Consider the following 23,726-nt stretch of genomic DNA (forward strand, 5'->3'; position numbering starts at 1 on the left):
GCCGTTCGTCCCGGTCGCCACTTACTAACGCGGAGCGTCTCCCACTCTCAGAGCCTTTACTCCCAGTTGTGTAGCGCGTCCCGGAACACCGCCTCGGCGTCCTCCTTCGTCACGGGCCGCGGGTTACACCGGAGGAGTCGCTGCTGGCTCTCGACGGTGCTCTCGGCGAGTACGCCGATGTCGTCGTCGGTGATCCCGGCGAGCTCGTTGAGTCCGCTCGGGAGCACGTTGAGGTCGCGCTGGAGCCGCACGAACTCCTCCCGGGCCTCGTCGGCGGCCTCGCGGGTGCTCATTCCCGAGGTGTCGGCGCCGAGTATCTCCGCTACCTTCGCGAACCGCGGCGGGTCGCTGGCGACGTTGTAGCCGAGGGTGCTCGCGGGCGTGAGCGCGGCGATCGTCTCCCCGTGGTACGTGTGGTAGTTGTTGCCGACGGGGTACGCCATCGCGTGCGCGAGGCTCGCGCCGGCGGTGAGCCCGGCGATCGCGCCGAACAGCGCGCCCTTCAGCATCGCGCCGCGCGCCTCGACGTCGTCGCCGTTGTTGACGACGCGGCGCACGTTCGAGGAGAGCAGGTCGATCGCCTTCTCGCTGAACATCTCCGTGAAGCCGGTCCGGCCGGCGTACACCGGGCGGTCGGCCGGGTCCTCCGGGCGGAGCAGGTCGTCGTAGCGGTGGGTGGTGTACCCCTCGATCGCGTGGCCGAGCGCGTCCATCGCGGTCTTCGCCGTGAGGTCCGGCGGCAGCGTGGTGGTGAGCGTCGGGTCGAGCACCGCGGCGTCGGCGCGGACGTGCGGGCTGGAGATCCCCTCCTTGATGTCCTTCTCGGGCACCGAGAGGATCGCGACGGGGGAGATCTCGGAGCCGGTCCCCGCCGTCGTCGGCAGCAGGATCAGCGGCGGGCCGGACTCGGTGAGGTCCTCGCCCGCGCCGGTCGGCGCGGCCACGTAGTCGAGCACGTCGCCGCCGTTCGCGATGACGGCGCGGGTCGCCTTCGCGGTGTCCATGCAGCTCCCGCCGCCCAGCCCGAGGTAGAAGTCGTACCCGTCGTCGCCCATCTCCTCGCGGACGAACGCGATACACTCCCGGACCGCCTCGATGCTGGGCTCGCGCTCGACGCCGTCGTACACGTCGACGTCGAGGCCGTCGGCGGCCAGCTCGTCCGCGACGCGGTCGACGTGGCCCAGCGAGACGAGGTCCGAGTCGGTGACGATCAGCCCGCGCTCGTCGCCGTCGAGCCCGAGCTGACCGAGCTGGTACCCGAGCTCGTCGGCCGCGCCCGCGCCGACGCGGACCGCCGGCATCTGGACCTCCCAGACCGTCTCGGGCGAGAGCTCGTGCGGCTCGGCGGAGACGGAGCGCTCGTAGCTCACACTCCCCACCCCGGCTGGATCGCCGCGAACTGCTCGGGATCGTGGCCGAACACGACCTCGGCGTCGTGGCGCCGCTCCAGCTCGCGGATCCGGTTCAGGCTCTCGGCCCACTCCGTCTTCCCCCACACGAGGGGCCCGCCGAGCGGCGTCCCCGCCTCGTAGTTCTCGTCCATGTACACCTGATCGCCGGTGAACACGACGGTGCCCTCGGAGTCGAGGTGGATCACGCTCCCGGTGAGTCCGGGCGTGTGGCCGGGGAAGCGGACGAACTCCAGGTCGGTGAAATGCTCCTCGCGGTCGCGGTGGAGCACCCGCCAGTTCAGGTCGTGGTCGAAGTCGTCGAGGACGTACGCGCTGCTCCCCTCGTCCGTCTTCGCGCTGTAGTAGGCGAACTTCAGCTCCTCCTCGTGGACGTAGACGGGCGTGTCGGTGCCCGCGAAGAACTCCAAGCCGCCCGCGTGGTCGAGGTGGAGGTGGCTCTGGAACACCGCGTCGATGTCGTCGAGCGAGTAGCCCGCCGCCTCAAGATCGTCGTCGAGGCGGTGCTCGCTCGCGTCGTGCGGGTAGAACGCCTGGACGAGCCCCTCCGGCCAGTGACCGTCGGCGGCGTCGTGGTGCGATCCGGTGTCCCAGAGGATCGTCGCCTCCGGGTGGTCGATGACGAGGTTCCACACCGGGATCTCCCCGTACTCGGTGTCGGGATTCGGCTCGTCGTGGCTCCCGATGGTGTTCGCCTCCATCATGTAATTCATATCGCAGTACAATCCGCCGCGGTCGATGACGTGGACCTCAGCTTCCACCATACGGATCCGCATTCTTAATGATAGTTCATAAATATACCTCTCGGACGGGAGTCGCCGACCCTCGACCCCGGCGGTCGCCCGGGTTCGACGCGTCTCGCGCGGGCCGCGCCGCCGATATTCAGGCGCGATACGCCGACGGTTTGTATTATATAGTGGCGTATTGAACAACAAACGAGTTGATAGACGTCTCGCTGACGGCGCCGCTCGCCGCGCTCGCCGCGGCCGTGGCCGCCGGCGCCACCGTAGCCACGTTCGAGTACCGCGACGAGCCGGGCGGACTTGCCGCGGTCGCGTTCATGGGTGCGATCTTCTGGTGGTCCGCCGGGCTGTTCGGCGAGGCGGTCGCGGCGACGGAGGCCGGCAAGGTGTTCTGGCTCAACGTCCAGTACCCCGCGACCGCCGTCGTCCCGGTCGCGGCGGTCGCGTTCGTCGCGTCGTACCTCGGCTACGACGCGTGGATCTCCCGGCGCCGGCTGCTCGTGCTGATCGCTCCGCTCGCCGCGCTGACGCTGCTGAGCTGGACGAACGAGTACCACGGGCTGGTCCGGACCGGCACCGACCTCGTCGCGTTCGGCTCCGGGACGGTGCTCGCCCGCGAGTTCGGTCCGGCGTGGTGGGCCGGCTGGCTCTACTCGCAGCTCCTGCTCGTCGCGACGTTCGCGACGCTCGCGTACGGCGTGTACGACTCGGCGCCCGCGTTCCGCGCGTCCGCGGGACTGCTGCTCGTCGGCGCCGGCGCGCCGTGGGCCGCGCAGTTCGTCGTCCTCGGGGGCGGGCCCGCGTTCCGGCCCGAGCTCCTGTTCGTGCTCACGGGCGTCGCGTTCACGGTCGCGGTCCGACGCGGGCGGACGCTCGGCGTGACGCCGGTCGCCCGGCAGGTGACGCTGGAGGCGGTCCCGGACCCGATCGTCGTCGTCGACCGGAGCGGCCGGATCGCGGACACGAACCCCGCCGCCCGCGCGTGGCTCGGCGACGACGTCGCGGTCGGCGCCGCGGCTGCGGACGCGCTAGCCAGCGCCCCCGAGGTCCACGCCGCGTACCGACGCGGCGAGGCCCCCGACGAGCCCCTCCGCGTCGAGGTCGGCGGGGAGCCCCGGTTCGTCTCCCTTTCGGCCGTCTCCCTCCCGACGCTCGGCAGCCGCTCGCAGGGGACGGTGTTGCTGTTGCGAGACGTGACCGACTCGGAGCGCAACCGGCGGGACCTCGAGGTGGCGAACGACCGACTCCAGACGCTGACGCACGCGCTGGCGCACGACATCAAGAACCCGCTGGCGGTCGCGGACGGGTTCACGGACCTCGCGACCGCGGGCGACGAGGCGGCGATCGAGCGCGTCGAGGGCGCCCACAACCGGATCTTCGAGATCGTCGACGAGACGCTCGCGGCCGTCGACCACCCGGACCCCGACGCCGACGCCGAGTCGTTCCGGTTCCCGACGCTGGCCGAGGAGGCGTGGCGGACCGCGGAGACGGCGGGCGCGACGCTGACGGTCGCGGGCGCCGAGTCGTACGTCGCGGACAGGGCCGCGGTGCGCAGCGTCTTAGAGAACCTCTTCCGGAACGCGGCGGTCCACGCCGGTCCCGACCCGACCGTGACCGCCGTCGCGCTCGACGGTGGCTTCGCGGTCGTCGACGACGGGCCCGGGATTCCGCGGACCGATCGCGACCGCGCGTTCGAGCGTGGCTACACGACCGCCGCCGACGGCACCGGGATCGGTCTCGCGAGCGTCGCGACGCTCGCCGCGTCGCACGGCTGGACCGTCGCGGCCGGGCGGGGTCGCGGGGAGACGGACGCGCTCCCCGACGGGGGGACGACGGACGTCGGCGACGGCGCGGCGTTCGTCGTCGGCTTCGGCGACCGACCGATCGCGGAGGTCGCGTCGCCCGTCGTCGCGGACCCGGACGCGCTCGTCACGCCCTCGGAGCCGCTCGCGGCGAAGGAGTAGTCCGGTCGGTTCGGCGGCGCGGGGTCGCCCTCCTCGTCGGCGCGCTCTATTCGATTAGGCGCGCGCTACTCGTCCGCGCGTCCGTCGGCGCCGTCCAGCGTGATCTCGGTGATCTCCACCACGCGGTCGTCCGCGAGCAGCTCCTCGATCGCGGCGTCCGGGACGGCCGAGTCGAGGTTGTAGACGGTGAGCGCCTCCCCGCCCTGCGTCTCGCGGCCGTTGAACATCCCGGCGATGTTCACGTCGTGGTCGCCGAGAACGGTGCCGATGAGGCCGATGACGCCCGGCTCGTCGGTGTTGCGCGCGACGAGCATGTGGCCGTACGGAACCGCGTCGACGCGGAACCCGTCGATCCGGACGATGCGGGCGTCCTCGCCCGCGAACAGCGTCCCCTCGACCGCGATCTCGTCGTCGCCGTTGCGCACGGTGACGCGGACGAGGCTCTGGAAGTCGTCGGTCTGGCGCGTCTTCGACTCGGTCACCTCGATGCCGCGCTCCTCGGCGAGCCGCGGCGCGTTCACCGCGTTCACCTGCCACTCTAAGGGCTCGAAGACGCCCTTCAGCGCGCTCGCGGTGACGAGGTCGACGTCCTCGGCGGCGATGTCGCCCTCGTAGGTGGCCTCGACCTCGGTGATCCGGCCGTCGAGCAGCTGGGCGGCGACCTTCCCGGCGGTCTCGGCCACGTTGATGTACGGTTCGATCCGCGGGAATGCGCTCTCGTCGACGGAGGGCGCGTTGAGCGCGGTCAGGACGGGCTCGTCGTCGAACGCCGCGAGGACGGCCTCCGCGGTGTCGACCGCGACGTTCTCCTGGGCGGCCTCCGTCGAGGCGCCGAGGTGGGGGGTCACGACGATCTCCTCGACGTCGAGCAGCGGCGAGTCCTGGGGCAGCGGCTCCTCGGCGAAGGAGTCGAGCGCGGCGCCCGCGAGGACGCCGTCGTCGACCGCCTCGGCGAGCGCGTCCTCGTCGACGATGCCGCCGCGGGCGCAGTTGATCAGGTAGCCGCCCTCTAACTGGGCCAGCTCGGCCTCCCCGATCATCCCCTCGGTCTCGGGGAGGAGCGGGGTGTGGATCGTCGCGAAGTCGCCGGCCGCGAGCGCGTCGTGGAGGTCCTCGACGAGCTCGGCGCCCATCCGGTCGGCGCGCTCCTCGGAGATGTACGGGTCGTAGACGACGAGGTCCATCCCGAGCGAGTCGAGGCGCTTGGCGACCTCCTGGCCGACGCGGCCGAGGCCGACGATGGTGAGCGTCTTGTTGTTCACCTCGGTGCCGAGGAACTCGCCTTTCGCCCACTCGCCGCCGACGAGGCGCCCGTGGGCTTGCGGGATCGAGCGCGCGACGGCGAACGTCATCGCGACGGTGTGCTCGGCGGCGGCGCGGACGTTCCCCTCGGGGGCGTTCGCGACGATGACGCCGTGGTCGGTGGCGGCCTCGATGTCGATGTTGTCGACGCCGATGCCGGCGCGGCCGACGATGACGAGGTCGCTCGCGGCCTCGAAGACGGCCTCGTTCACGTCGGTCCCAGACCGCACGATCAGCGCGTTCGCGTCGGCGACGGCGTCGAGCAGGTCGTCCCCCTCGCTCTCGTAGTCGGTGACGACCTCGTGGCCGGCGTCTCTGAGTCGGTCCAACCCCGCGTCCGCGATGGGGTCGGTCACGAGTACCTTCATGTCGAAATGCACCCGCGGCGCGGGGTTAACGCTTTCCGAATCGCGCCGTTTTGCCGCCCGGACGGATCCGCGCTCGTGGGTATCGACCCCTCCGTTTCCGGTGGAGAATGCGCGTTCGTGGGTATCACCACGTCGGTACTCCCTTTTATACCCGGCCGCATGTGACGGTATGGACCTCACGATCGCGTTCGTCGGCGTCGGCGCCATCCTCGCGCTGACCGCGGTGAGCGCCTTCTTCTCCAGTTCGGAACTCGCGGTGTTCTCCGTGCCGACCCACCGGATCGACTCGCTCGTCGCGACCGACGTCCCTGGCGCCCGGGCGCTGTCGGCGCTGCGCGACGACTCGCACCGCTTCCTCGTCACGGCGCTGGTGAGCAACAACGTCGCCAACATCGCCGCGGCGTCGGTCGCGACCGCGGTGTTCGTCCGGTTCGGCTTCTCCGGCGGCGAGGCGGCCACGGGGTCGACGCTCGTCACGTCGCTCTTCGTCATCGTCTTCGGCGAGATCGCGCCGAAGTCGTACGCGGTCGCGAACGCCGAGAAGCACGCGCTCCGCGTCTCACGGATCGTCGTCGCGATCCAGCGCGTCCTCCGCCCCGTCCTGTACGTGTTCGAGGCGCTCTCCGGGGTCGTCAACCGCTTCACGGGGGGCGAGTCCGCGATCGAGTCGTACCTCACCCGCGAGGAAATCGCGACGCTCGTGCGGTCGGGCGAGGCCGCGGGCGCGCTCGACCCCGACGAGGGGGCGATGATCCGCGGCGTCCTCGACTTGGAGACCACCACCGTCGACGCGGTGATGGTCCCCCGGACCGACGTGGTCGCGCTCCCGCGGACGGCGACGCCGGCGGACGCGCTCTCGCGGGCCGCGAGCGAGGGCGTCACCCGGATGCCCGTCTACGGCGAGAACCGCGACGACGTGGTCGGCATCCTCGACGTCCGCGACGCCATCCGTGCGAACGAGGCGGGCGCCGACCTCGCGAGCGCGCTCAGCGAGCCGACGTTCGTCCCCGAGACGAAACCGCTCGACGAGCTGTTCGCGGAGATGCGCACGAGCGAGGCCCGAATGGTGATCGTCGTCGACGAACACGGCGCAGTCGTCGGGATCGCGACCTTAGAGGACCTCTTCGAGGAGGTCGTCGGTGAGCTGGTCGGTCGGTGGGAGACGGACGCCGTCGACGTGGTCGCGCCCGACGCCGCCGTGGTCCGCGGCTGGACGACGGTCGCCCACCTCAACGAGACGCTCGGGCTCGCGCTGCCAGCGGACGCGGGCGCCGAGACCGTCGCGGGCCTGATAACTCGACAGCTCGGGCGGCTGCCGTCCGAGGGCGACCGCGTCGCGGTCGGCGACGTCACGCTCGCCGTCACCGGCGCGACCGCGACGCGGGTCACTCGGGTACGCGTGGAACACGCCGACGAGAACGGGTTCGCGTCGGGGGTGGGCGACGGGTCGGTCGATTCCGCGTGACCGCCGTCGTCGCGCCCGTCGCGCCCGCCGGGCCAGCCGCGCGCGGCGGCCGGCCACACATAACACAACATACATGTGCTTCCGACGGGTCTCGTGAGGTACGTTCTCGACCATGGTGAGCCGCTGGGCGTGTGACCGGTGCGGGTTCGTCGCGTGGACGCGGGACCGCTCGGAGATGGCCGACGTGACGGGGTCGCACCTGCTCGCCCACCACTCGGACGCCCTCTCGAAGTCGGACTTCCGCGTGAGCTGGGACTGTCCGTACTGCGCCACCGCGAAGACCGCCTACGACACCGACGGCGCCGTCGCCGAGTTCAAGACGCACCTCCACGAGCACGTGGTCGACCGGATCGCCGGCGGGACGCACGTGGCGGACCTGGTGGGCTGGGACGGCGTCGTTCGCGTCGACGCACCGGCGGCCGGCGACGAGGCCGACCCGCTCCGGACGCACTTCCACGGCGCCGCGGGGCTGGCGGTGGCCGTGACTCCCACCCCGGAGCGGTTAGTGCGCGCGCTCGACGGGGCTCTCGACGCGTGGCCCCGGCGGACGGTTATCGTCTCGACCGGCGAGTACGACTTCGAGGCGACGCCCGACGTCGACTTCGAGGGACGCAACGCCGAGATCGTCGAGCTCGACCCGCGCCTCTCCCCCGACGAGGTCGGCGAGACGGTCTCGCGGATCCTCGACGCCAACCACGAGCCCGGCGAGCGCGTCTCGCTGGAGGTGAGCGTCTTCCACCAGATCGTCGCCGCCTTCGACGTCGAACGCGCGGTGGCGTTCGTCCGCATGCTCGCCGCGCGCCTCGGGGACGCGGGGGGCGTGTTACAGCTGTACGTCGACGCCGACGCGGACCGGAACGTCGCCACCGTCCTGAACTTCCTCGACGAGACCATCGACCTGACGGTCGCGGTCGACGACGGCCGGTTCGTTCGCCGGCCGTAGGCTCGGGTTTCGCGGCGCCCAGGCGGTCGACGCGGATTCCGTCGCTAGCGCGTCCGCGTCTGCGGACGCCCGGTCCCCAGCCGTCTCGTCGATCGGTCACTCGTTGTAGCTCTCGGTGTAGTCCGCGGGCCAGCGGACGTACACGTACTCCACGTGGCGGTCCGCGGCCGCCTCGACGACGGCCCGCTTGAACCGCCGCAGCACCGCTCTGGCGCGCTCCCGCGCCGCCTCGGCGGCGGCCTCGTCGCTCGCGAGCGCCCGCAGGTTCCGCTCGACGTCGACGCCGAGCGGGGACTCGGTCGCGCCCTCTGAGGGGTCCTCCTCGGTCGCGTCCGCCGAGACGATCCGCGGCAGGTACGCGGCGGCGAGGTCCGCGACTAGCCGGTCGCGGTGGTCGAGCGCGTCGATCAGCCATTTGACGGCCGCCGACCGGTCGGCGGCGGTCGGGTCCGCGGCCTCGAGGAGCTCACAGTACAGCCACGCCGCGTACCGCTTGGTCTTCGCGTCGACGCGCTCCCGCGATCCGGAGGTCACGCCTTCCCGCGACCCGGCGGCGTCCCTGCTCTCCGCGGCCCGGTCGGCCGCGGTTCGCTCCGCGGCGACCGCCCGGAACGCCGCGAGCGGGCCGTCGGCCTCGAAGGGTCGCTCGGCGAGGAGGCGGTCGCGAACGTCGCCCGCGGGGACCGCGTCTGCCTCGGCGACCACCGCGGCGACGGACCTCGCGGCCGCCCGGCGGACCGCCTCGGCGGGGTCCCGTAGCGACCCGATCAGTACCCCGGTCGCGTCCCGTCGGTCGAGCGCTCCCAGTCGGTCGACGGCGGTGAGGCGGAGCCGCTCGTTCCCGCGCCGCGCCGCGAGCGCGAGCAGTTCGACCGCGTCGGCGCTGTCAATCGCGACGAGCGCGTCGAGCGCGGCGCCGCGCACGAGTTCGTTCGGCGCGTTCACCAGCGGTCGGACGGCTTCGACCGCCTCGCCGCCGACCCGCGCGTATCCCCTGACGGCCCGAGCGCGGACCCGCGCGTCGTCGTCGTCGAACGCCTCGCGGAGCCGGCCGGCGGCGCCCTCGTCGCCGACGGCCGACAGCCCGGTCGCGCCGAGCATCCGATACGCGGCCCGGTCGTGTTCCAGCCAGCGCGAGAACGTCTCGGCGACGCCGCGTCCCGCCGCCCGGGAGTCGCCTTCGGCGGCCCGTCGCTCGGCGATCCGCCGCGCTAACCGGTCGACGTGGTCGTCGCCGTGGAAGTACAGCGACTCGATCGCCGCCGCGCGGACGGCCTCGTCGGGATCGCCGAGCGCGGTCTCGAACAGCCCCTCGACGACCCGCTCGGCGGCGGCGCTCATCGAACTGGAGGGGTTGCCGAGCGCCTCGGCCGCCTCGCGCCGCGTCGACGCGTCGAACCGCCGGTCGAGCCGCGCCACCGCCGGGGGGCCACCGTCGGTCGGACGGCCGCTCCGCCCGGCGCCGCCGCTCCCCGCCGATCCCGTGGCGCCCTCCGATCGCGGCCCGTCGTCCATCTGTGAACCCCTCTCCGATCCGGTACGTTAAACGTACGGCCGCGGCTATCAGCGGTGAGAATCTCACCGGAGACGCGTGTCGGAGCGCCTCACCCGAGGTCGAACTCCCGGACGACGTCGTACTCGGGCCCCGACTCGGTCAGCGTCGATCTCATCAGTCGGATCTCGTCGACCGCGAAGCTCCCGATTTCGGGGTCGTCGGCGTCGAGCGCGCCGCGGACCGCTTCGGCGCCGGTCGCGTTCTCGACCCGGGCCAGCGTGACGTGCGGGGTGAACTCGTGCTCTTCCGGGTCGACGCCGAGCGCGGTCGTCTCCGCTTCGAGCGCCTCGTGGAGCGCGGTGAGTTCCTCGGTCCCGCTGTCGACCCCGGCCCAGGCGACGGAGATGTACTCGCGGTTCGGGAAGACGCCGAGGTCGGCGATGGTACATTTAAACGGGCCGACGGCGGCGCGGTCGACCGCGCGCTCGCCGGCCGCGATCACGTCGTCGACCGTCGGTTCGGTCTCGTCGTCGCGTCCGCCGATCTCGCCGAGGAACTTCAGCGTCACGTGGGCCTGTTCGGGGTCGACCGGGTTGACGCCGGCCGCGTCCGCGAACGGGGCCTGCGCGTCCGCGACGGCCGGCGCGAGGGAGTCCGGGAGGTCGACGGCGAAGAACGCTCGCATGGTCGGGTACGGATCGATCGCGGTCGCTTATAAATACGGGATCCCGTCGACCCCCCAGGCGGTTGCTGTTTCCCCGCACCGACCGCTCGGTACGGGGGCGCCTACTCGTCGCGGCACAAGGGTTGCTCACTCGACATCATCGCCCTGATCTCGGCGTCCGTGATCTCGTAGTCGAGTTGGAGACACGACCGCTCGTCCCCCTGACCGAGAAGCGAGCCGGACACCCGTCTGTCTCCCGCCACGGCGTGGTATCCCGACCACTCCCTGTCGCTTTCCGGCCGGAAACTGACCCGCCGGCGCTCGTCCGCGTCGAGGGCGAATTTCCGCCATCGGCCGAGGTCTCCCTCCGATTCCAACACGAAGTGAAACGCGAGAGACGCCTCCGTCCGATTCGACAGATCGAGGCGTACGGTCCGTAATCGCTCCGTATTCAGCCGATCGGTACAACCGGCCGTCCCGACGGCGAGGGCGGCGGCGACGCACGCGAACCCACGGCGAGTGGAGGGCATCGTCTCCGTCTGTTTTCGAGCGAATAAAAAGCCATTCACGGGGAAGATGCGTCGACCCCGGAACTGGCCAGTTCGCACCGGTCTGTGAGTTTCACTTGGGCACGCGTCCGATTTATCCGACCTAACCGAGCCGAAACGAGTGATCGCGGATCGGCAGCGAACGCCTCCAAAGCCCCAGCCGGGCGGCGGGCGCACGCTCGCTGTGCTCCTCACTCGGTCGCTCACTCCGTTCGCTCCCTCGTTGCGGTGCTTACTTCGCCTGCGCCCGCCGCCCGGCTGCCCCTTTGAGTCCCACCCGACCGCGACCGCACAGCACCTCACGCCTCCCCAGCCTCGTCGGCCTCCCTGCGGTCGGCCGACTCCCTCGCGCGGTGCTGTCTCGCGGCCGCCGATGGCGGCCGCTCGCAGGCACGCGCCGACCGCTTCGTTCTTTTATAAGCGTTCGCGAAGCGTGTCGGCGGTCGCATCGCCGACGCCGTCGACGTCGGTGAGGTCGTCGCGGGAGGCGTCGCGGACGTTCTCGACCGAGCCGAACCGGCGGAGCAGTCGCCGGCGCGTCTCCGGCCCGACGCCGGGCACGTCGTCGAGGACGGTCGCCACCTCGTCGCGGACGGTCTGGTGGTAGGAGACGGCGAAGCGGTGCGCCTCGTCGCGCACGCGCTGGAGCAGGTGGAGTTCGGGGGCGTCCTCGTCCCACCGCCGGGTGCCGGTCGGGGTGACGACCATCTCCTCGGCCTTCGCGAGGGCGACGACGGGGACGTCCCAGCCCGTCTCCGCGAGGGCGTCGCGGGCGGCGCCCAGCTGCCCCTCGCCGCCGTCGATCAGGAGGAGGTCCGGGTCGGGCCGGTCGTCGCGGTCCTCGAGCGCGCGCTCGGCGCGCCACCGGACCAGCTCGCGCATGTTCGCGTAGTCGTCGTTGCGGTCGGTGAGCTTCTTCCGGCGGTAGTCGGCCGTCTCCGCGCTCCCGTCGACGAAGCAGACGTCGGAGCCGACCACGGCGGTCCCCTGCGCGTGGCTCACGTCGAACCCCTCGATCCGCTCGGGGCGTGAGATTCCGAGCCGGTCGCCGAGCGCGCCCACGGGATCGTCGCGCCCGCCGCGTTTCCGGGCGTTCTTCAGCGCGAGCTCGACGAGCTTCGCCTCGCGGCCGGCGCCCGGGACCCGGACCGCGACGCCCTCGCCCTCCAGCCAGTCGACCACGTCGGGGTCGGCGGGCCGCTCGGCGAGGAGGACCGCGTCCGGGAACTCACGCTCGGCGTAGTACTGCGCGAGGAACGCCGCGAGGACGGCCGCGGGGGTGTTGGCGTCGGGGTCGGCGGGGTCCGCCTCGTCCCCACCGCTCGCTGCCGCGTCCCCGCCGCCAGCGTCCTCCACCGCCGCCGCGTCGAGTCGGTGCCGGCTCCGGTCGACCAGCTGGCCGCGCTCGCTGTGGAGCCGGGCCACGCGGGCGGTGTCGCCCTCCACCGCGGCCGCCAGCACGTCGACGGTGCGGTCGTCGGTCCGGTCGCTGACGGCCTCGCCGCCCTCGCCGTGGAACGCCTCCACGGCCTCCAATCGGTCGCGGAGGTTCGCGGCGCGCTCGAACTCGTTCGCCTCGGCCGCCACCTCCATCCGGCGCCGGAGGGGGTCCGCGAGCGCGCCCGTCTCCCCCTCGAAGAAGCGCCGCGCGGCGGCGACGTCCTCGGCGTACTCCTCGGGGGATATCTCGCCCGTACACGGCGCCGAGCAGATGCCCATCTCGTAGTCGAGGCAGGGGCGGTCGCGGCCCTCGTACTTGTGGTCTGAGCAGCCGCGGAGGCCGTACACCTCCCGCACCGCCTTCACTACCGTCTCGACGCGGCCCACGTCGGTAAACGGACCGTACGCGACCGCGCCCGCCTCGGGGTCGCGGGTCACCTCGATCTGCGGCACCTCGTGGTCTGAGAAGGCGACCAAGGGGTACGACTTGTCGTCCTTCAGCCGGACGTTGTACCGCGGCCGGAGCCGTTTGATGAGGTTCGCCTCTAAGAGGAGCGCCTGCGTCTCCGTGTCGGTGACCGCGAACTCGATCCGGTCGGCGCGCTCGACCATCCCGCGGATGCGGCCCGAGCGGGGGTCCGCGTACGACCGCACTCGGTCGCGGAGGTCGAGCGCCTTCCCGACGTACAGCGTCGTCTCGCCCGCGCGGAACTGGTAGACCCCCGGCTCCGTCGGGAGGTCGCGGGCCCGCTCGCGCACCGCGTCGGCGTCCATCGGTCTCGGATCGCCGTAGCCGCCGGACGCCATTGAACGCTGCGGGCCGGGCGCTCCCGACTCGCCGCCGCGGGGCGTCCCCGCCGCCGCCCGGTCTTCTCCGATTATCAAACTCGAATACCGGAACGTACGGTTTATGATGCCGGTTGGGAGACGGTGACGTAGACATGACGGGACTTCGCGAGCGTCTGCGGCGGCTACTCGGACGGGGGACCGACTCTCGGTCGGTCCCCGACGGGGGCGTCGTCGTCGAGAACGGACCCGATTCTGCCGGATCGGCCGACGGGACATCGAATGACGTCGTCGACCGGACCGGCGACCACACGTTCACCGACGCCGACGGCGTGAACCGCGCGGCGACGCTCGCGGGCGCCGGCTTCCAGCAGGTGTTCAACGCCACCAGCGTCCCGACCTTCATCCTCGACTGCGAGGGGAACGTCGCGGAGTGGAACGAGGCGATCGCGTCGCTCACCGGCGTCGAGCGCGAGGAGGCGATCGGCCACGACCACGTCTCGGAGCTGTTCTACCCCGACGGCCGACGGGCCGACACGCTCGCCGACAAGGTGCTCGACGTGCCGGACACCGCCGATGAGGTCCACGGCGTCGAGCGTCGCGAGGCCGGCCGCAACCGCTACCGCGACACCAGCACGATGGTCGACCGCCACGGCGACGAGCGCCACATCGAGTTCACGGCGACCGCGATGTACGACGAGGAGACCGGGGAGCTCGTCGGCGTGACCGAGGTCGTCGTCGACCGGACGGAGAACGTGAACCAGCGCGACGCCACGGGCGAGCTGGTCGCCGAGGTCCGGGAGACCGCGGAGGCGATCGGCGAGGGGAACCTCGACGCCCGCGCGAGCCGCCGCGACTCCTTCGAGCACCTCAGCGCCGACCTGGTCCGCGTCATCGACGTCGTCAATCAGATGGCCGAGAACCTCGACCAGCTCTCCTCGGGGGTCCACGAGAAGGCGCGCGACCTCGACGAGACCGTCGAGGAGGCGAGCGCCGCGGCCGCCGACATCGCCGAGAACGTCGACGAGCAGAACGAGCTCCTCGAAGAGAGCGTCTCCGAGATGCAGTCCTTCTCCGCGGGGATGGAGGAGGTCGCCGCGACGGCCGACGAGGTCGACTCCGCCGCGGTCGCGGCGGCCGACGCCGCCGACGAGGGGCTCGACGCGAGCGAGGACGCCCGCGAGGCGACCGAGGACGTCGTCGAGATCGGCGACGAGCTCGTCGAGAGCGTCGGCGCGCTCTCCGAGCGCATGGACGACATCGAGGAGGTCATCGAGGTCATCTCCGACGTGGCCGAGCAGACGAACCTGCTCGCGCTCAACGCCAACATCGAGGCCGCCCGCGCCGGCGAGGGCGGCGACGGCTTCGCGGTCGTCGCCGAGGAGGTGAAGAAGCTCGCCGACGAGACCCGCGGCTACACCGAGGAGATCACGGAGAGCCTCGACAAGCTTCAGGCGCAGTCCGCGGAGACCACCACCGCCGTCGAGCGCTCCCACGAGCGCATCGAGGATGCGGGCACCGAGATTGAGACGGTCCTCGACTCGCTCGAAGAGATCGCCGACGCCGTCGACGAGGCGGCCGCCGGCGTCGCGGAGGTCGCGCGGACCACCGACGACCAGGCCGCGACCGTCGAGGAGCTCACCTCCTCGCTGGAGGCGGTCCGGGAGCGCTCCGACCGCACCGAGGACGCGACCGAGCGCATCGTCGACGCCACCGACGACCAGGAGGCGGCCGTCGACGAGCTGATCGCCCGCGTCGAGCAGCTGGACGCGCGGTAGCGACGCTCACCCACCGAGTCCCGTCGATTTTCGCTCGTCCGTTTCGCTCGTCCGTTTTCGGCTCCTGATTTGCTCCCCGCCGAACGTTTAACCCCGCTCAACCCCCAGAAATCGTATGTCCGTTACGCCGCCCGGACCCCTGGGCGACCCCCTGTTCGGCAACGGTCGCCAGTTCGCGGACGACCCGTTCGGCTTCCTGCGCGCCTGCGCCGACAGCTACGGCGACGTGGTGCGACTGAACCTCGGCCCGAGGGAGACGTACCTGCTCACGAACCCTGCCGATGTAGAGCGCGTGCTCGTCGCCGACGCGGACCGCTACCGCAAGCCGCAGTTCGACGACGCGATGGACACGCTGCTCGGCGACGGCCTCCTGATGAGCGAGGGCGACACGTGGAAGCGCCAGCGCACGCTGGCGAATCCCGCCTTCCACAACCGGCGGATCGGCGCGCTCGCCGGCGTGATGGCCGACCACGCCGAGTCGCACGTCGCCGACTGGGAGGACGGCGACGTCGTCGACCTCCAGCTGGAGTTGGCGCGGCTCACGGTCAAAATCATCGTCACGGCGATGTTCGGCGCGGACATCTCCGACGAGGAGGTGAAGACGGTCCAAGAGAACCTCGAACCGCTCGGCGCCCGGTTCGAGCCGGACCCCCGCCGGTACCTGATCCCGGAGTGGCTGCCGACCCGCGAAAACCGCGAGTTCGACGCCGCGATCGACACGCTCGAATCGGTGATCGATGACATCGTCGCGCGCCGGCGCGGCACGGAGCGCGACCCGAGCGTCGACCCAGCCGGCCCGGACGGGACCGGCGTCCGCGGGCCGCCCGGCGACCCCGACGCCGACCTCCCGATGGACCTGCTATCCGTCCTGCTCCGCGCCCGCGACCGCGGCGAGCAGACCGACGAGAACCTCCGTGACGAGCTGGTGACGATGCTGCTGGCCGGCCACGACACCACCGCGCTCGCGCTCACCTACGCGTTCTACCTCCTCTCGAACCACCCCGAGGCCCGCGAGCGGGTCGCAGGCGAGGCCGATGCGGCGGTCGATGGCAGTCGCGCAGCGGACGACGCGACTGCCGACGGGAGCCCCCTGACTGCGGACGCGGTCCGCGACATGGAGTACACTGAGCGCGTGCTCAACGAGTCGATGCGCCTCTACCCGCCCGTCTACACGCTGTTCCGCGAGCCGAAGCTCGACGTGAAACTGGGGGGGTACCGGATCCCCGAGGGGTCGGCGCTGATGGTCTCGCAGTGGGTGATCCACCGCTCCGAGCGCTGGTACGACGACCCCGAGGCGTTCGACCCAGACCGCTGGACATCCGAGCGACGGAGTCAACGCCCCCGGTTCGCCTACTTCCCGTTCGGGGGCGGCCCGCGCCACTGTATCGGGAAGGCGTTCTCGCTTCTGGAGGCAAAAATAATCCTCGCGACGGTCTGCTCGCGGTTCGACCTCGACTACGAGGGGCCGAGCCTCGCCCTGCGCGGCTCGCTGACGATGCATCCGAACCATCCGGTGCCGATGCGGATCCGCGAGCGCTGAGGGATGGCCGGCGACGAGGCGGAGTCGTACTGCGCCCGCTGCGGCGAGCCCCTCTCGCGGGGCCTCGTCGCGAGCGAACAGCGCGCCTGCTGTCTCAACGCGACGCCCATCGCCGGCGTCTGCCCGACGCACGGGCCGGTGGGGCCGCATCACGCGGTTGAGGAGCCAAACGGGGTCGACGACGCGTAGTCGGTCGCGGCCGTCGCTCATTTATATACAGTACCCTTGTCCGGTCGGCGCGTGCCTCCGAGCGTCCGAAGGACGCGAGGAGCACGCGCGAGGGAGTCAGCCGGCCGGAGCGAAGCGGAGGCCGGCTGACGAGGCTGGGGAGGTGTGAGGTGCGGTCGCTGTGCGGTGGGTGGGACTCAAAGGGGCAGTCGCGAGGACAGCACAGGCGACGTAAGCACCGCAGGAACGAGCGAAGCGAGTGACGAGGCGCGCAGCGAGCGTGTGCTGTCCTCGCGACTGGGGCTTTGGCGGTGGTCGCCGTCGATCTGTGGTTGGCCATTTATTAGCGAGCGACTGGGGCTTTGGAGGTAGTCGCCGACACCCCAAAATCGATCACTTATAAATCGACGCTCGCCGCGACCTCTCGGAACTCCGGGTCCCACACGTCGAGCGCGTGGACCCGCCACCGGACCGGCTCGAACTCGCTATCGACGAGGTCGGCGACGACCCCCGGCTCGGGGTTCCCACCACGCGCCAGCGTGATATGCGGCACGTACTCGTCGCCCTCGATCCCCTCCACCGCGCCGAACAACGCACACAGCCGCCGATGGAGCCGAATCAGTTTGTCGCTCTCGACGGCCAGATACACCACCGGCCGCGACCCCGACCGCGGCGCGTCGAAGACGTCGACGCCGGTCACGGCGACCTCGAAGGGGTCGACGCCGGCGAGCGGCCGGCGAAGCCGCTCGCGGAGGCGGTCGAGGGCCTCCTCACGGGGCGGTGCGTCTCCCCGGTCTGCTCGCTCGCCCTCCTCGTCCCGCACGTCTCCGACGCCAAACCGCTTACAGACGAGCGTGCGCCGGTCGCGCACGTGGTCGAAGCCCGTTAGTTTCGGGTGGAGATCGGCCGCGAGCCGCTCCACCGCGGGCGGCAGCGGGACGTTGAGGCTGAACACGTCGGCGTTCGACTCAGATCCGATCGGTGAGGTGTAAGGCGATCACGACGACGAGCGCGACCCCGATCAGCGTCGGAATGGCGTCGAACAGCCAGGAGGCGACCTCGAGGACGGCCCCCACGATCTCCAGGAGAAGCCACGCGATGACGAGCAGCAACACGACTTTCAGGAGGTCGTCGGTGTCGATCTCGGCGCGGTTCATGCTCGGAGGAGCGCGCGGCAGCGGTAAAAATCCGGTGGGTGGCGGCGACCGATTCCCGCGAACGGCCCTACGCGATCTTCTCGTACTGCTCGGAGAGCTTCTCGGCGGCCTCGTCGAGCAGCTCCGACTCGTACTCGTCGAGGTCCCACTCGACGACCTCCTCGACGCCGTCGGACCCGAGCTTCGCGGGCACGCCGAGCGCGGTGTCGTCGTAGCCGTACTCGCCGTCGAGGACGACGGAGCAGGGGAGCACCTCGCCGGTGTCGTTGAGGATCGCCTCGACGGTGTGCGCGACGCCGGTGGCGGGCCCCCACTGCGTGGCGCCCTTCCGGCTGATCACATCCATCGCGGACTCCTGAAGGTCCGCGAGGATCTGCTCCTTCTCGTCGGCGTCGAAGCTCGGGTCGCGGCCGTCGACGCGCACCTTCGAGAAGACGGGCGCCTGCGCGTCGCCGTGCTCGCCGAGGATCGTCGCCTCAACGTTCTTCACGGGCGCGTCGAACCGCTCGGAGAGGACGTAGCGGAAGCGCGCGGAGTCGAGCCGGCCGCCGAAGCCGACCACCTTGTGCCGGTCGCGGTCGCCCGCCTCGTAGAGGTGGCGGTTGAGCAGGTCGACCGGGTTGGAGGTGGTGACGGTGACGAAGTCGTCGTTGTGTTCGGCGAGCGACGAGCCGATGTCCTCCATGATCGGCGCGTTGTCGCCGGCCAGATCGATCCGGGTCTGGCCCTCCTTGCGCGGGATTCCGGCCGTGATCACGACGACGTCCGAGCCGGCGGTGTCCTCGTACTCCCCCTGCCGGACGGTCGTGTTCGAGTCGTAGGCGACGCCGTGGTTCGCGTCGGCCGCCTGCCCGATCGTCGTCTCGCGCTGGTCCGGGATGTCGACGAAGACGAGCTCGTCGACCACGTCGCGCAACGCGAGGTTGTAGCCGGCCGCGGCTCCGACGGTCCCCGCCGCACCGATAACGCTGACCTTTGTCATACCGTCTTGATCCGCGACCGGACGGCGAGTAAACGTTTCGGAACCCCACGAACGTCCGTGCTGGTTCCGGCGCGTCGCTCCCGCCGAACCGTCGCGAAAACCCTAACTCCGGCGGCCGCTCACACCCATCCAGTGCCGACGTTCCGCTACCCGTGTCCCGGCTGTCGGACGACGAACAGCCTTCACGACGCCGACTGCGAGTTCGAGGGCGTGAGCTGGCCGACCGTCGAGAAGGCGTACACGGACCTCCTGTCGGTGCTCTCCGCCGAGCCCGACGGCCTCACGGAGGCGGCGCTGCGGGACGCGATTCCGGCGGACTGGGGCGGGCTCCACAAGGCGGCGCTCGGCGCGCTTCAGCGCGATCAGCGCGTCATCGAGGACGGCGACCGCCTCCGCCTGCTCACCGCCGCGGAGTTCAAGGAGCGCGTCTCCGAGCCCACCCGCGAGCCGATGCGCACCGTCTACGAGCACGGCTCCGTCCCCGGCTGCCACGACAACGCCGTCTTCGCGATGGTGGCGTGGTACGAGATGGTCGGCCTCTCGTGGCCCGAGACCCGCGAGAACGTTATCGAATGGCTCCACGAGTCGGGCGCGTGGGACCGCGGCGGCTTCGAGGAGTCGACCCCCGAGGAGCTCGTCGACGCCAAGCGCCACGTGTACGACGAGGGATACGGCTGGAAGGAGAAGGGACAGGCCGCGAAGCGCGTCATCGAGCGGCACCTGTGACTCGCCGCGGCCGCCCGCTTAAGTCCCCGCGCGACCTCTCACTACCGTGACACACCCGGAAGCCGGTGCGGCGTCGAGCGCGGACGGTCTCGACGAGGTCGGCGCCGCCGACGCCGCGGACGCCGATACCTCCGACGGCGAGAGAGGGGCTGACCGACCCCCGGCCGTCGCCAACCCGCGCCGGGCGCTCGCGGTGGTGATCGGCGTCGTGTTCATCGACCTGGTCGGCTTCGGGATCGTGATCCCCATCCTCCCCTTCTACGTCAGGTCCTTCGGCGTCAGCGACGCCTTCATCGGGCTGCTCGCGGCCTCGTACTCGCTCGCGCAGTTCCTCGCAGCGCCGACGCTCGGCCGGCTTTCCGATCGGATCGGGCGCCGCCCGGTCCTCCTCGCGTCGCTCGCGACCGCCGGCGTCGCGTGGGTGACGTTCGGCTACGCCGGGCCCGCAGGGGCACGGTTCGGCCCCGTCACGGCGCTGGCGACGCTGTTCGCCTCCCGCACGCTCGCGGGCGCCATGGGGGGCAACATCGCCGCCGCGCAGGCGTACGTCGCCGACATCACGCCGCGCGACCGACGGGCGGGCGCGCTCGGCCTCGTCGGCGCGTCGTTCGCGCTCGGGTTCGTCTTCGGGCCGGCGATCGGGGGCCTGCTCGCCGCCGACGCCGTCGTCGCCCGCGCCGACGCCCTCTTCCCGGCGTTCGTCCCGGCCACCGCTTACTCCCTGCCGAGCTTCGCGGCGGCGGGGATGAGCTTCCTCGCGGTCCTCGTCGGGTTCGCCTTCTTGGAGGAGCCGACTCGGACGCGACCGACCGAGGACGCGGACGGGGGCCCGCCGCCCCGCCGGACGACCGCGATCGGGCAGTTCCGCGACGCGCTGGCCTCCGCGTCGCTCCGGCCGCTGACGGTCGCGTACTTCGTCGTCGCGGTCGCGTTCGCGGGCGTTCAGGTGATGTTCATCCCGTACGTCGCGGACGCGTTCGGCTACGACGCGACGAGCGCGGCGTTCCTCCTCACCTACGTCGGCGTCCTCGGCGCGATCAATCAGGGCGTCCTCGTCGGGCGGCTCTCGCGGGTCGTCTCCTCGCGGACGCTCGTCGCCGCCGGGTCAGTCGTCCTCGCCGTCGCGCTCGTGGCCATCCCTGCGACCGGCCTCGTCGACCGCGTCGCCGGCGGCGTCGCTCTCGGCGGCCCGGGCTGGCTCACGCTCCCGCTGGTCGCGCTGCTCGCCGCGCTCGCGGCGCTCTCGCTCGGCAACGCCCTCGTCAACGTCTCGCTGGCGACGCTCGTCTCCGCGTCGGCCGACGACGCCGACCAGGGGGCCGCCTTCGGCGTGACGCAGGGCGCGTCGAGCCTCGGGCGCACTGTCGGCCCGCCGCTGATGGCGGTGCTGTATACGGTCGCCGTCGCGTCGCCGTTCCTGATCGGCGCGCTGCTGCTCGCGCCCGTGGCGGTCGCGTTCGCCCGGGCGGCCGACTGGGCGCGGGCGGACGCCGCCGCCGCCCGCGACAGTTTTACCTCGCGGCTCGCCTTCGGGACCGACACATGTTCGACGCCGTCCCCGCGTGGCCGGTCGTCGGTTCGTTCGCGGGCGGCGCGGGCGCGGTCCTGCTCGCGTGGGCGATCCGCGAACGCCGCGGTCGCCCCGGAGTCGACTGGTTCCTCGCGGTGTTCGCCGCGCAGGCGACGTGGTGTTTCGCCTACGGGACCGGGCTGCTCGTGGCCGACCCGGCCCTCCGTGCCCTGCTCGAAACGGCGACGTGGCTCGGCGTCATCTGGACCGGCGTGGCCTTTCTGGGGTTCGCCTTAGAGTACACCGGTCGGAGCGACGTCGTCCGCGGTCGCCTGTTCGCGACGATCGTCGGCTTCGGCCTCCTCTCGACGCTCCTGCTGGTCACGAACTCCCTCCACGGCGCCTTCTGGACCGACTTCGGACGCGACCCGGTCTTCGGCGTCGAGACCGTCTCCTACGCGCTCGGGCCGTGGGCGTACCTCACCGTCGCCGCGGAGACCGTCCTCGTCGCCAGTGCGGTGTTCCTCCTCGTCGACACCCTCCTGAGCTACGGGCCCCTCTACCGCCGGGAGAGCGCCGCGGTCGCGCTGAGCCCCATCCCGCCGGGGTTCGCCTTGGTCGCGTGGGCGCTGGCGCTCGGCCCGGTCCCCCAGCTCCAGCTCGCGCCGATCATGTTCGTCCCGCACGTCCTGCTCGACGCGTACGCGTTCAATCGGGCGGAGATGTTCGACCGGAACCCGACGACCAGCCGCGCCGCCGAGCGCACCGCCATCGACGACCTGCGGGACCCCATCGTCGCGCTCGGGCTGGACCACCGCGTCGTCCGGCTCAACCCCGCCGCCGAGGCGATCCTCGGCGTCGACGCCGAGACCGCCCGCGACCGCCCGCTCGCCAACTTCCTCGACCTGCCGGTCGGGCTCGACGAGAGAGAGACGGGGGCGTCGGACGGGGACGACTCCGGCGACCCCGCTGATCCCGGCTCCGACGAGAGCGTTTCCCGCGAGACGGTCGAAATCGACGCCGCCGACGGCGCCGGCCGCCGCACGTACGCGGTGTCCGTCTCCCGGCTGACCGACCCAAACGAGACGCACGTCGGCTATACCGTCGTCCTCTCCGACGTCACCGAGCGCGAGCGCCGCCGCCAGCAGTTGGAGGTGCTCAACCGAATCCTCCGCCACAACCTCCGAAATGACGCCGGGGTCGTCCACGGCTACGGTGAGATCCTCCGCGACCGCCTCGACGACCCGGAGCTGGTCCGGATGGCCGACGCCGTCGAGCGCCGCGCGGGTGCGTTGGCCGCGCTCGGCGAGAAGGCCGGCACCGTCGAGCGGCTGCTCGCCGAGACCGACCCCGAGCCGACGGACGTCCGCGAGCTCGTTGACTCGATCGTCTCGGACGCCCGCGAGCGCGACGACGCGGCGACGGTCGAGCTCGACGTCGAGGACGCGGCGGCGACCGACGGCGGCGGAGAGGTCGACTGGACCACGCGCGTCAGGCCGGACGCGCTCCGCGCGGTCGTCGAGAACACCGTGGAGAACGCCGTCGACCACCACGACGGCGAGGGCGTCGAGCGCGAGGACGGCGGGACGTGGGTGCGCGCGTCGCTCCGCCGGGAGGGCGCCCGGGGCGACGGCGGTGCGGCCGCCGACGGCGACGCCCGCTACGTCCTCACCGTCGAGGACGACGGCCCTGGCATCCCGGACCACGAGGTCGAGGCGGTCGAGTCCGGACGCGAGACCGCCCTCGAACACGGGTCGGGGCTCGGGCTGTGGGTCGTCGCGTGGGGCGCCGCCGCGGTCGGCGCCGACGTGGAGTACGCGGACCGGGGGCCGCGCGGAACGCGGGTGACGGTGTCGGTTCCGGTGGTCGCAGCTGAGTGAGGCGAGCAAAAATAAAATAGTCGACACCTACGAAAACAGCGAATTCGGACGTTTCAGTCGCTCTGAATTCGGGGGGCTAACATAAATGTCACATTTCCAAGGCCCTCTGCGAAGCCGTAGTGGAGCTTGACGGGGAACTCCTCGCCGAGCTCGACGGTGACCTCGGCGTCGGAGGGGATCGCCTTGTTCATGTCCTTCAGGTAGTCGAGGCTGAACAGCGAGTCGGCGGGGCCGGCGGTGAGCGCGATGAGGTCCTCGCGGTCGAGCTTGAGGTTGACGTCGTCGGTGTCGCCCTCGGCCTCGATGAAGAACGCCTCGTCGGTCTCGTCGACGCGGAGGCGGATGTGGTCGGAGACCATGTCGGCGGCCTTGATCCCGCGGTCGAGCTGGGCGCCCTCGACGACGATCTCGGAGGCGAGGTCGAGGTCCGGGATGTCCGGCTCCTGGCGGATCGAGTCGGGGTCGATGAGCGCGAGGGTGTACGAGAGGCCGTCGATCTCGATGTGGAGCTTGCGGGTCTCCTCGTCGAGTTCGAGGTGGATCAGGTCGCCGGAGTTGGCCATGCCGGCGATGTCCTCCAAGCGGGCGAGGTTGACGCCGATGACGCCGCCGTCGGCGTCGTACGACTCGAACGCGGCCGCCTCCAGCGTGAGGTCGACCATGCCGACGTTGGCGGGGTCGACGGCCCGGATCGAGAGCTCCTCCTCGTTCAGGCGGATCTTACACTCGTCGACCAACACGCTCACCGAATCGAGCGCGTCCTGAAACGTCGACGCGCCCACGATGGCCTTGAACATATACGTTCAGCTTGGGCGGTATCACCTAAAAAGGCACCCGATCGGAGCGGCGACCGGCCGC

Annotated in this window: 19 protein-coding genes and 1 pseudogene; 9 read left to right on the forward strand and 11 right to left on the reverse strand. The window is 71.5% G+C overall.

Features of this window, described 5'->3' with window-relative positions:
* Window positions 1-56 precede the first annotated feature (56 nt).
* Window positions 57-1,370 (reverse strand): hydroxyacid-oxoacid transhydrogenase, encoded by a 1,314-nt coding sequence (locus B378_RS0109410; protein ID WP_017343548.1) that lies wholly within the window; start codon window positions 1,368-1,370, stop codon window positions 57-59.
* Window positions 1,367-2,173 carry an N-acyl homoserine lactonase family protein gene (locus B378_RS0109415; protein ID WP_017343549.1) on the reverse strand — a complete coding sequence of 269 codons (807 nt, stop codon included), beginning with the start codon at window positions 2,171-2,173 and terminating at the stop codon, window positions 1,367-1,369. Before B378_RS0109415 ends, B378_RS0109410 begins: the two co-directional genes overlap by 4 nt.
* Before the next feature lie 176 nt (window positions 2,174-2,349).
* On the opposite strand from B378_RS0109415, the gene B378_RS0109420 reads away from it, so the two are divergent.
* Complete coding sequence (locus B378_RS0109420) at window positions 2,350-4,116, forward strand: histidine kinase N-terminal 7TM domain-containing protein (RefSeq protein ID WP_017343550.1); 1,767 nt, start codon at window positions 2,350-2,352, stop codon at window positions 4,114-4,116.
* A gap of 65 nt (window positions 4,117-4,181) precedes the next feature.
* On the opposite strand, the gene serA is transcribed toward B378_RS0109420, so the two are convergent.
* Window positions 4,182-5,786 (reverse strand): phosphoglycerate dehydrogenase, encoded by a 1,605-nt coding sequence (serA, locus tag B378_RS0109425; RefSeq protein WP_017343551.1) that lies wholly within the window; start codon window positions 5,784-5,786, stop codon window positions 4,182-4,184.
* 169 nt (window positions 5,787-5,955) lie between these two features.
* Here serA and B378_RS0109430 point away from each other — a divergent pair, with 169 nt between their 5' ends.
* Both B378_RS0109430 and B378_RS0109435 read left to right on the forward strand, forming a co-directional pair.
* Entirely contained in the window at window positions 5,956-7,251 is a 1,296-nt protein-coding gene (locus B378_RS0109430) for a hemolysin family protein (RefSeq protein ID WP_017343552.1), read from the forward strand.
* A gap of 112 nt (window positions 7,252-7,363) precedes the next feature.
* Complete coding sequence (locus tag B378_RS0109435) at window positions 7,364-8,194, forward strand: hypothetical protein (RefSeq protein WP_017343553.1); 831 nt, start codon at window positions 7,364-7,366, stop codon at window positions 8,192-8,194.
* 96 nt (window positions 8,195-8,290) lie between these two features.
* Here B378_RS0109435 and B378_RS0109440 read toward each other — a convergent pair whose 3' ends face one another.
* From B378_RS0109440 to B378_RS0109455, 4 genes are all read right to left on the reverse strand, one after another.
* The gene (locus B378_RS0109440; protein WP_017343554.1) at window positions 8,291-9,709 is read right to left on the reverse strand and encodes a HEAT repeat domain-containing protein; all 1,419 of its coding nucleotides are present in this window, start codon (window positions 9,707-9,709) and stop codon (window positions 8,291-8,293) included.
* A gap of 89 nt (window positions 9,710-9,798) precedes the next feature.
* Window positions 9,799-10,374: an RNA 2',3'-cyclic phosphodiesterase gene (gene thpR, locus B378_RS0109445; RefSeq protein ID WP_017343555.1), complete on the reverse strand. Its 576-nt coding sequence runs from the start codon at window positions 10,372-10,374 to the stop codon at window positions 9,799-9,801.
* A 101-nt stretch (window positions 10,375-10,475) separates the two neighbouring features.
* Entirely contained in the window at window positions 10,476-10,883 is a 408-nt protein-coding gene (locus tag B378_RS0109450) for a hypothetical protein (protein ID WP_017343556.1), read from the reverse strand.
* 432 nt (window positions 10,884-11,315) lie between these two features.
* The gene (locus B378_RS0109455) at window positions 11,316-13,115 is read right to left on the reverse strand and encodes an excinuclease ABC subunit C (RefSeq protein WP_017343557.1); all 1,800 of its coding nucleotides are present in this window, start codon (window positions 13,113-13,115) and stop codon (window positions 11,316-11,318) included.
* Window positions 13,116-13,282: 167 nt separating this feature from the next.
* Here B378_RS0109455 and B378_RS0109460 point away from each other — a divergent pair, with 167 nt between their 5' ends.
* From B378_RS0109460 to B378_RS0109470, 3 genes are all read left to right on the forward strand, one after another.
* On the forward strand, window positions 13,283-14,905 hold the full coding sequence (locus tag B378_RS0109460; RefSeq protein ID WP_017343558.1) for a methyl-accepting chemotaxis protein: 1,623 nt from the start codon (window positions 13,283-13,285) through the stop codon (window positions 14,903-14,905).
* A 115-nt stretch (window positions 14,906-15,020) separates the two neighbouring features.
* Complete coding sequence (locus B378_RS0109465; RefSeq protein WP_017343559.1) at window positions 15,021-16,445, forward strand: cytochrome P450; 1,425 nt, start codon at window positions 15,021-15,023, stop codon at window positions 16,443-16,445.
* Between the two features lie 3 nt (window positions 16,446-16,448).
* Entirely contained in the window at window positions 16,449-16,634 is a 186-nt protein-coding gene (locus B378_RS0109470; protein ID WP_017343560.1) for a hypothetical protein, read from the forward strand.
* 376 nt (window positions 16,635-17,010) lie between these two features.
* On the opposite strand, the gene B378_RS0109475 is transcribed toward B378_RS0109470, so the two are convergent.
* From B378_RS0109475 to mdh, 3 genes are all read right to left on the reverse strand, one after another.
* Window positions 17,011-17,568 (reverse strand): 2'-5' RNA ligase family protein, encoded by a 558-nt coding sequence (locus B378_RS0109475; RefSeq protein ID WP_017343561.1) that lies wholly within the window; start codon window positions 17,566-17,568, stop codon window positions 17,011-17,013.
* 13 nt (window positions 17,569-17,581) lie between these two features.
* Window positions 17,582-17,770, reverse strand: a complete 189-nt coding sequence (locus B378_RS0109480) for a hypothetical protein (protein WP_017343562.1) — start codon at window positions 17,768-17,770, stop codon at window positions 17,582-17,584.
* Window positions 17,771-17,837: 67 nt separating this feature from the next.
* Window positions 17,838-18,752, reverse strand: coding sequence for a malate dehydrogenase (gene mdh / locus B378_RS0109485; protein WP_017343563.1), 915 nt, complete (start codon window positions 18,750-18,752; stop codon window positions 17,838-17,840).
* A 132-nt stretch (window positions 18,753-18,884) separates the two neighbouring features.
* Here mdh and B378_RS0109490 point away from each other — a divergent pair, with 132 nt between their 5' ends.
* The 3 genes and pseudogenes from B378_RS0109490 (at window position 18,885) to B378_RS0109500 (ending at window position 22,868) form a co-directional block, all read left to right on the forward strand.
* Complete coding sequence (locus B378_RS0109490) at window positions 18,885-19,478, forward strand: hypothetical protein (protein WP_017343564.1); 594 nt, start codon at window positions 18,885-18,887, stop codon at window positions 19,476-19,478.
* A 46-nt stretch (window positions 19,479-19,524) separates the two neighbouring features.
* Window positions 19,525-20,952, forward strand: a pseudogene (locus B378_RS0109495) (MFS transporter); the annotation flags it as partial.
* A 68-nt stretch (window positions 20,953-21,020) separates the two neighbouring features.
* Window positions 21,021-22,868, forward strand: coding sequence for a histidine kinase N-terminal 7TM domain-containing protein (locus tag B378_RS0109500; protein WP_017343566.1), 1,848 nt, complete (start codon window positions 21,021-21,023; stop codon window positions 22,866-22,868).
* A 53-nt stretch (window positions 22,869-22,921) separates the two neighbouring features.
* On the opposite strand, the gene B378_RS0109505 is transcribed toward B378_RS0109500, so the two are convergent.
* On the reverse strand, window positions 22,922-23,665 hold the full coding sequence (locus B378_RS0109505) for a DNA polymerase sliding clamp (RefSeq protein WP_004599283.1): 744 nt from the start codon (window positions 23,663-23,665) through the stop codon (window positions 22,922-22,924).
* Window positions 23,666-23,726 lie beyond the last annotated feature (61 nt).

It is taken from the genome of Halorubrum sp. T3 (assembly GCF_000296615.1).
GTDB classification, from domain to species: domain Archaea; phylum Halobacteriota; class Halobacteria; order Halobacteriales; family Haloferacaceae; genus Halorubrum; species Halorubrum ruber.

Coding starts and splice junctions, on each gene's coding strand:
- B378_RS0109450 (WP_017343556.1), bottom strand. CDS start 10,883: ATGCCCTCCACTCGCCGTGGGTTCGCGTGCGTCGCCGCCGCCCTCGCC.
- B378_RS0109460 (WP_017343558.1), top strand. CDS start 13,283: ATGACGGGACTTCGCGAGCGTCTGCGGCGGCTACTCGGACGGGGGACC.
- B378_RS0109455 (WP_017343557.1), bottom strand. CDS start 13,115: ATGGACGCCGACGCGGTGCGCGAGCGGGCCCGCGACCTCCCGACGGAG.
- serA (WP_017343551.1), bottom strand. CDS start 5,786: ATGAAGGTACTCGTGACCGACCCCATCGCGGACGCGGGGTTGGACCGA.
- B378_RS0109435 (WP_017343553.1), top strand. CDS start 7,364: ATGGTGAGCCGCTGGGCGTGTGACCGGTGCGGGTTCGTCGCGTGGACG.
- B378_RS0109500 (WP_017343566.1), top strand. CDS start 21,021: ATGTTCGACGCCGTCCCCGCGTGGCCGGTCGTCGGTTCGTTCGCGGGC.
- B378_RS0109440 (WP_017343554.1), bottom strand. CDS start 9,709: ATGGACGACGGGCCGCGATCGGAGGGCGCCACGGGATCGGCGGGGAGC.
- B378_RS0109415 (WP_017343549.1), bottom strand. CDS start 2,173: ATGGTGGAAGCTGAGGTCCACGTCATCGACCGCGGCGGATTGTACTGC.
- B378_RS0109480 (WP_017343562.1), bottom strand. CDS start 17,770: ATGAACCGCGCCGAGATCGACACCGACGACCTCCTGAAAGTCGTGTTG.
- B378_RS0109470 (WP_017343560.1), top strand. CDS start 16,449: ATGGCCGGCGACGAGGCGGAGTCGTACTGCGCCCGCTGCGGCGAGCCC.
- B378_RS0109505 (WP_004599283.1), bottom strand. CDS start 23,665: ATGTTCAAGGCCATCGTGGGCGCGTCGACGTTTCAGGACGCGCTCGAT.
- B378_RS0109430 (WP_017343552.1), top strand. CDS start 5,956: ATGGACCTCACGATCGCGTTCGTCGGCGTCGGCGCCATCCTCGCGCTG.
- thpR (WP_017343555.1), bottom strand. CDS start 10,374: ATGCGAGCGTTCTTCGCCGTCGACCTCCCGGACTCCCTCGCGCCGGCC.
- mdh (WP_017343563.1), bottom strand. CDS start 18,752: ATGACAAAGGTCAGCGTTATCGGTGCGGCGGGGACCGTCGGAGCCGCG.
- B378_RS0109465 (WP_017343559.1), top strand. CDS start 15,021: ATGTCCGTTACGCCGCCCGGACCCCTGGGCGACCCCCTGTTCGGCAAC.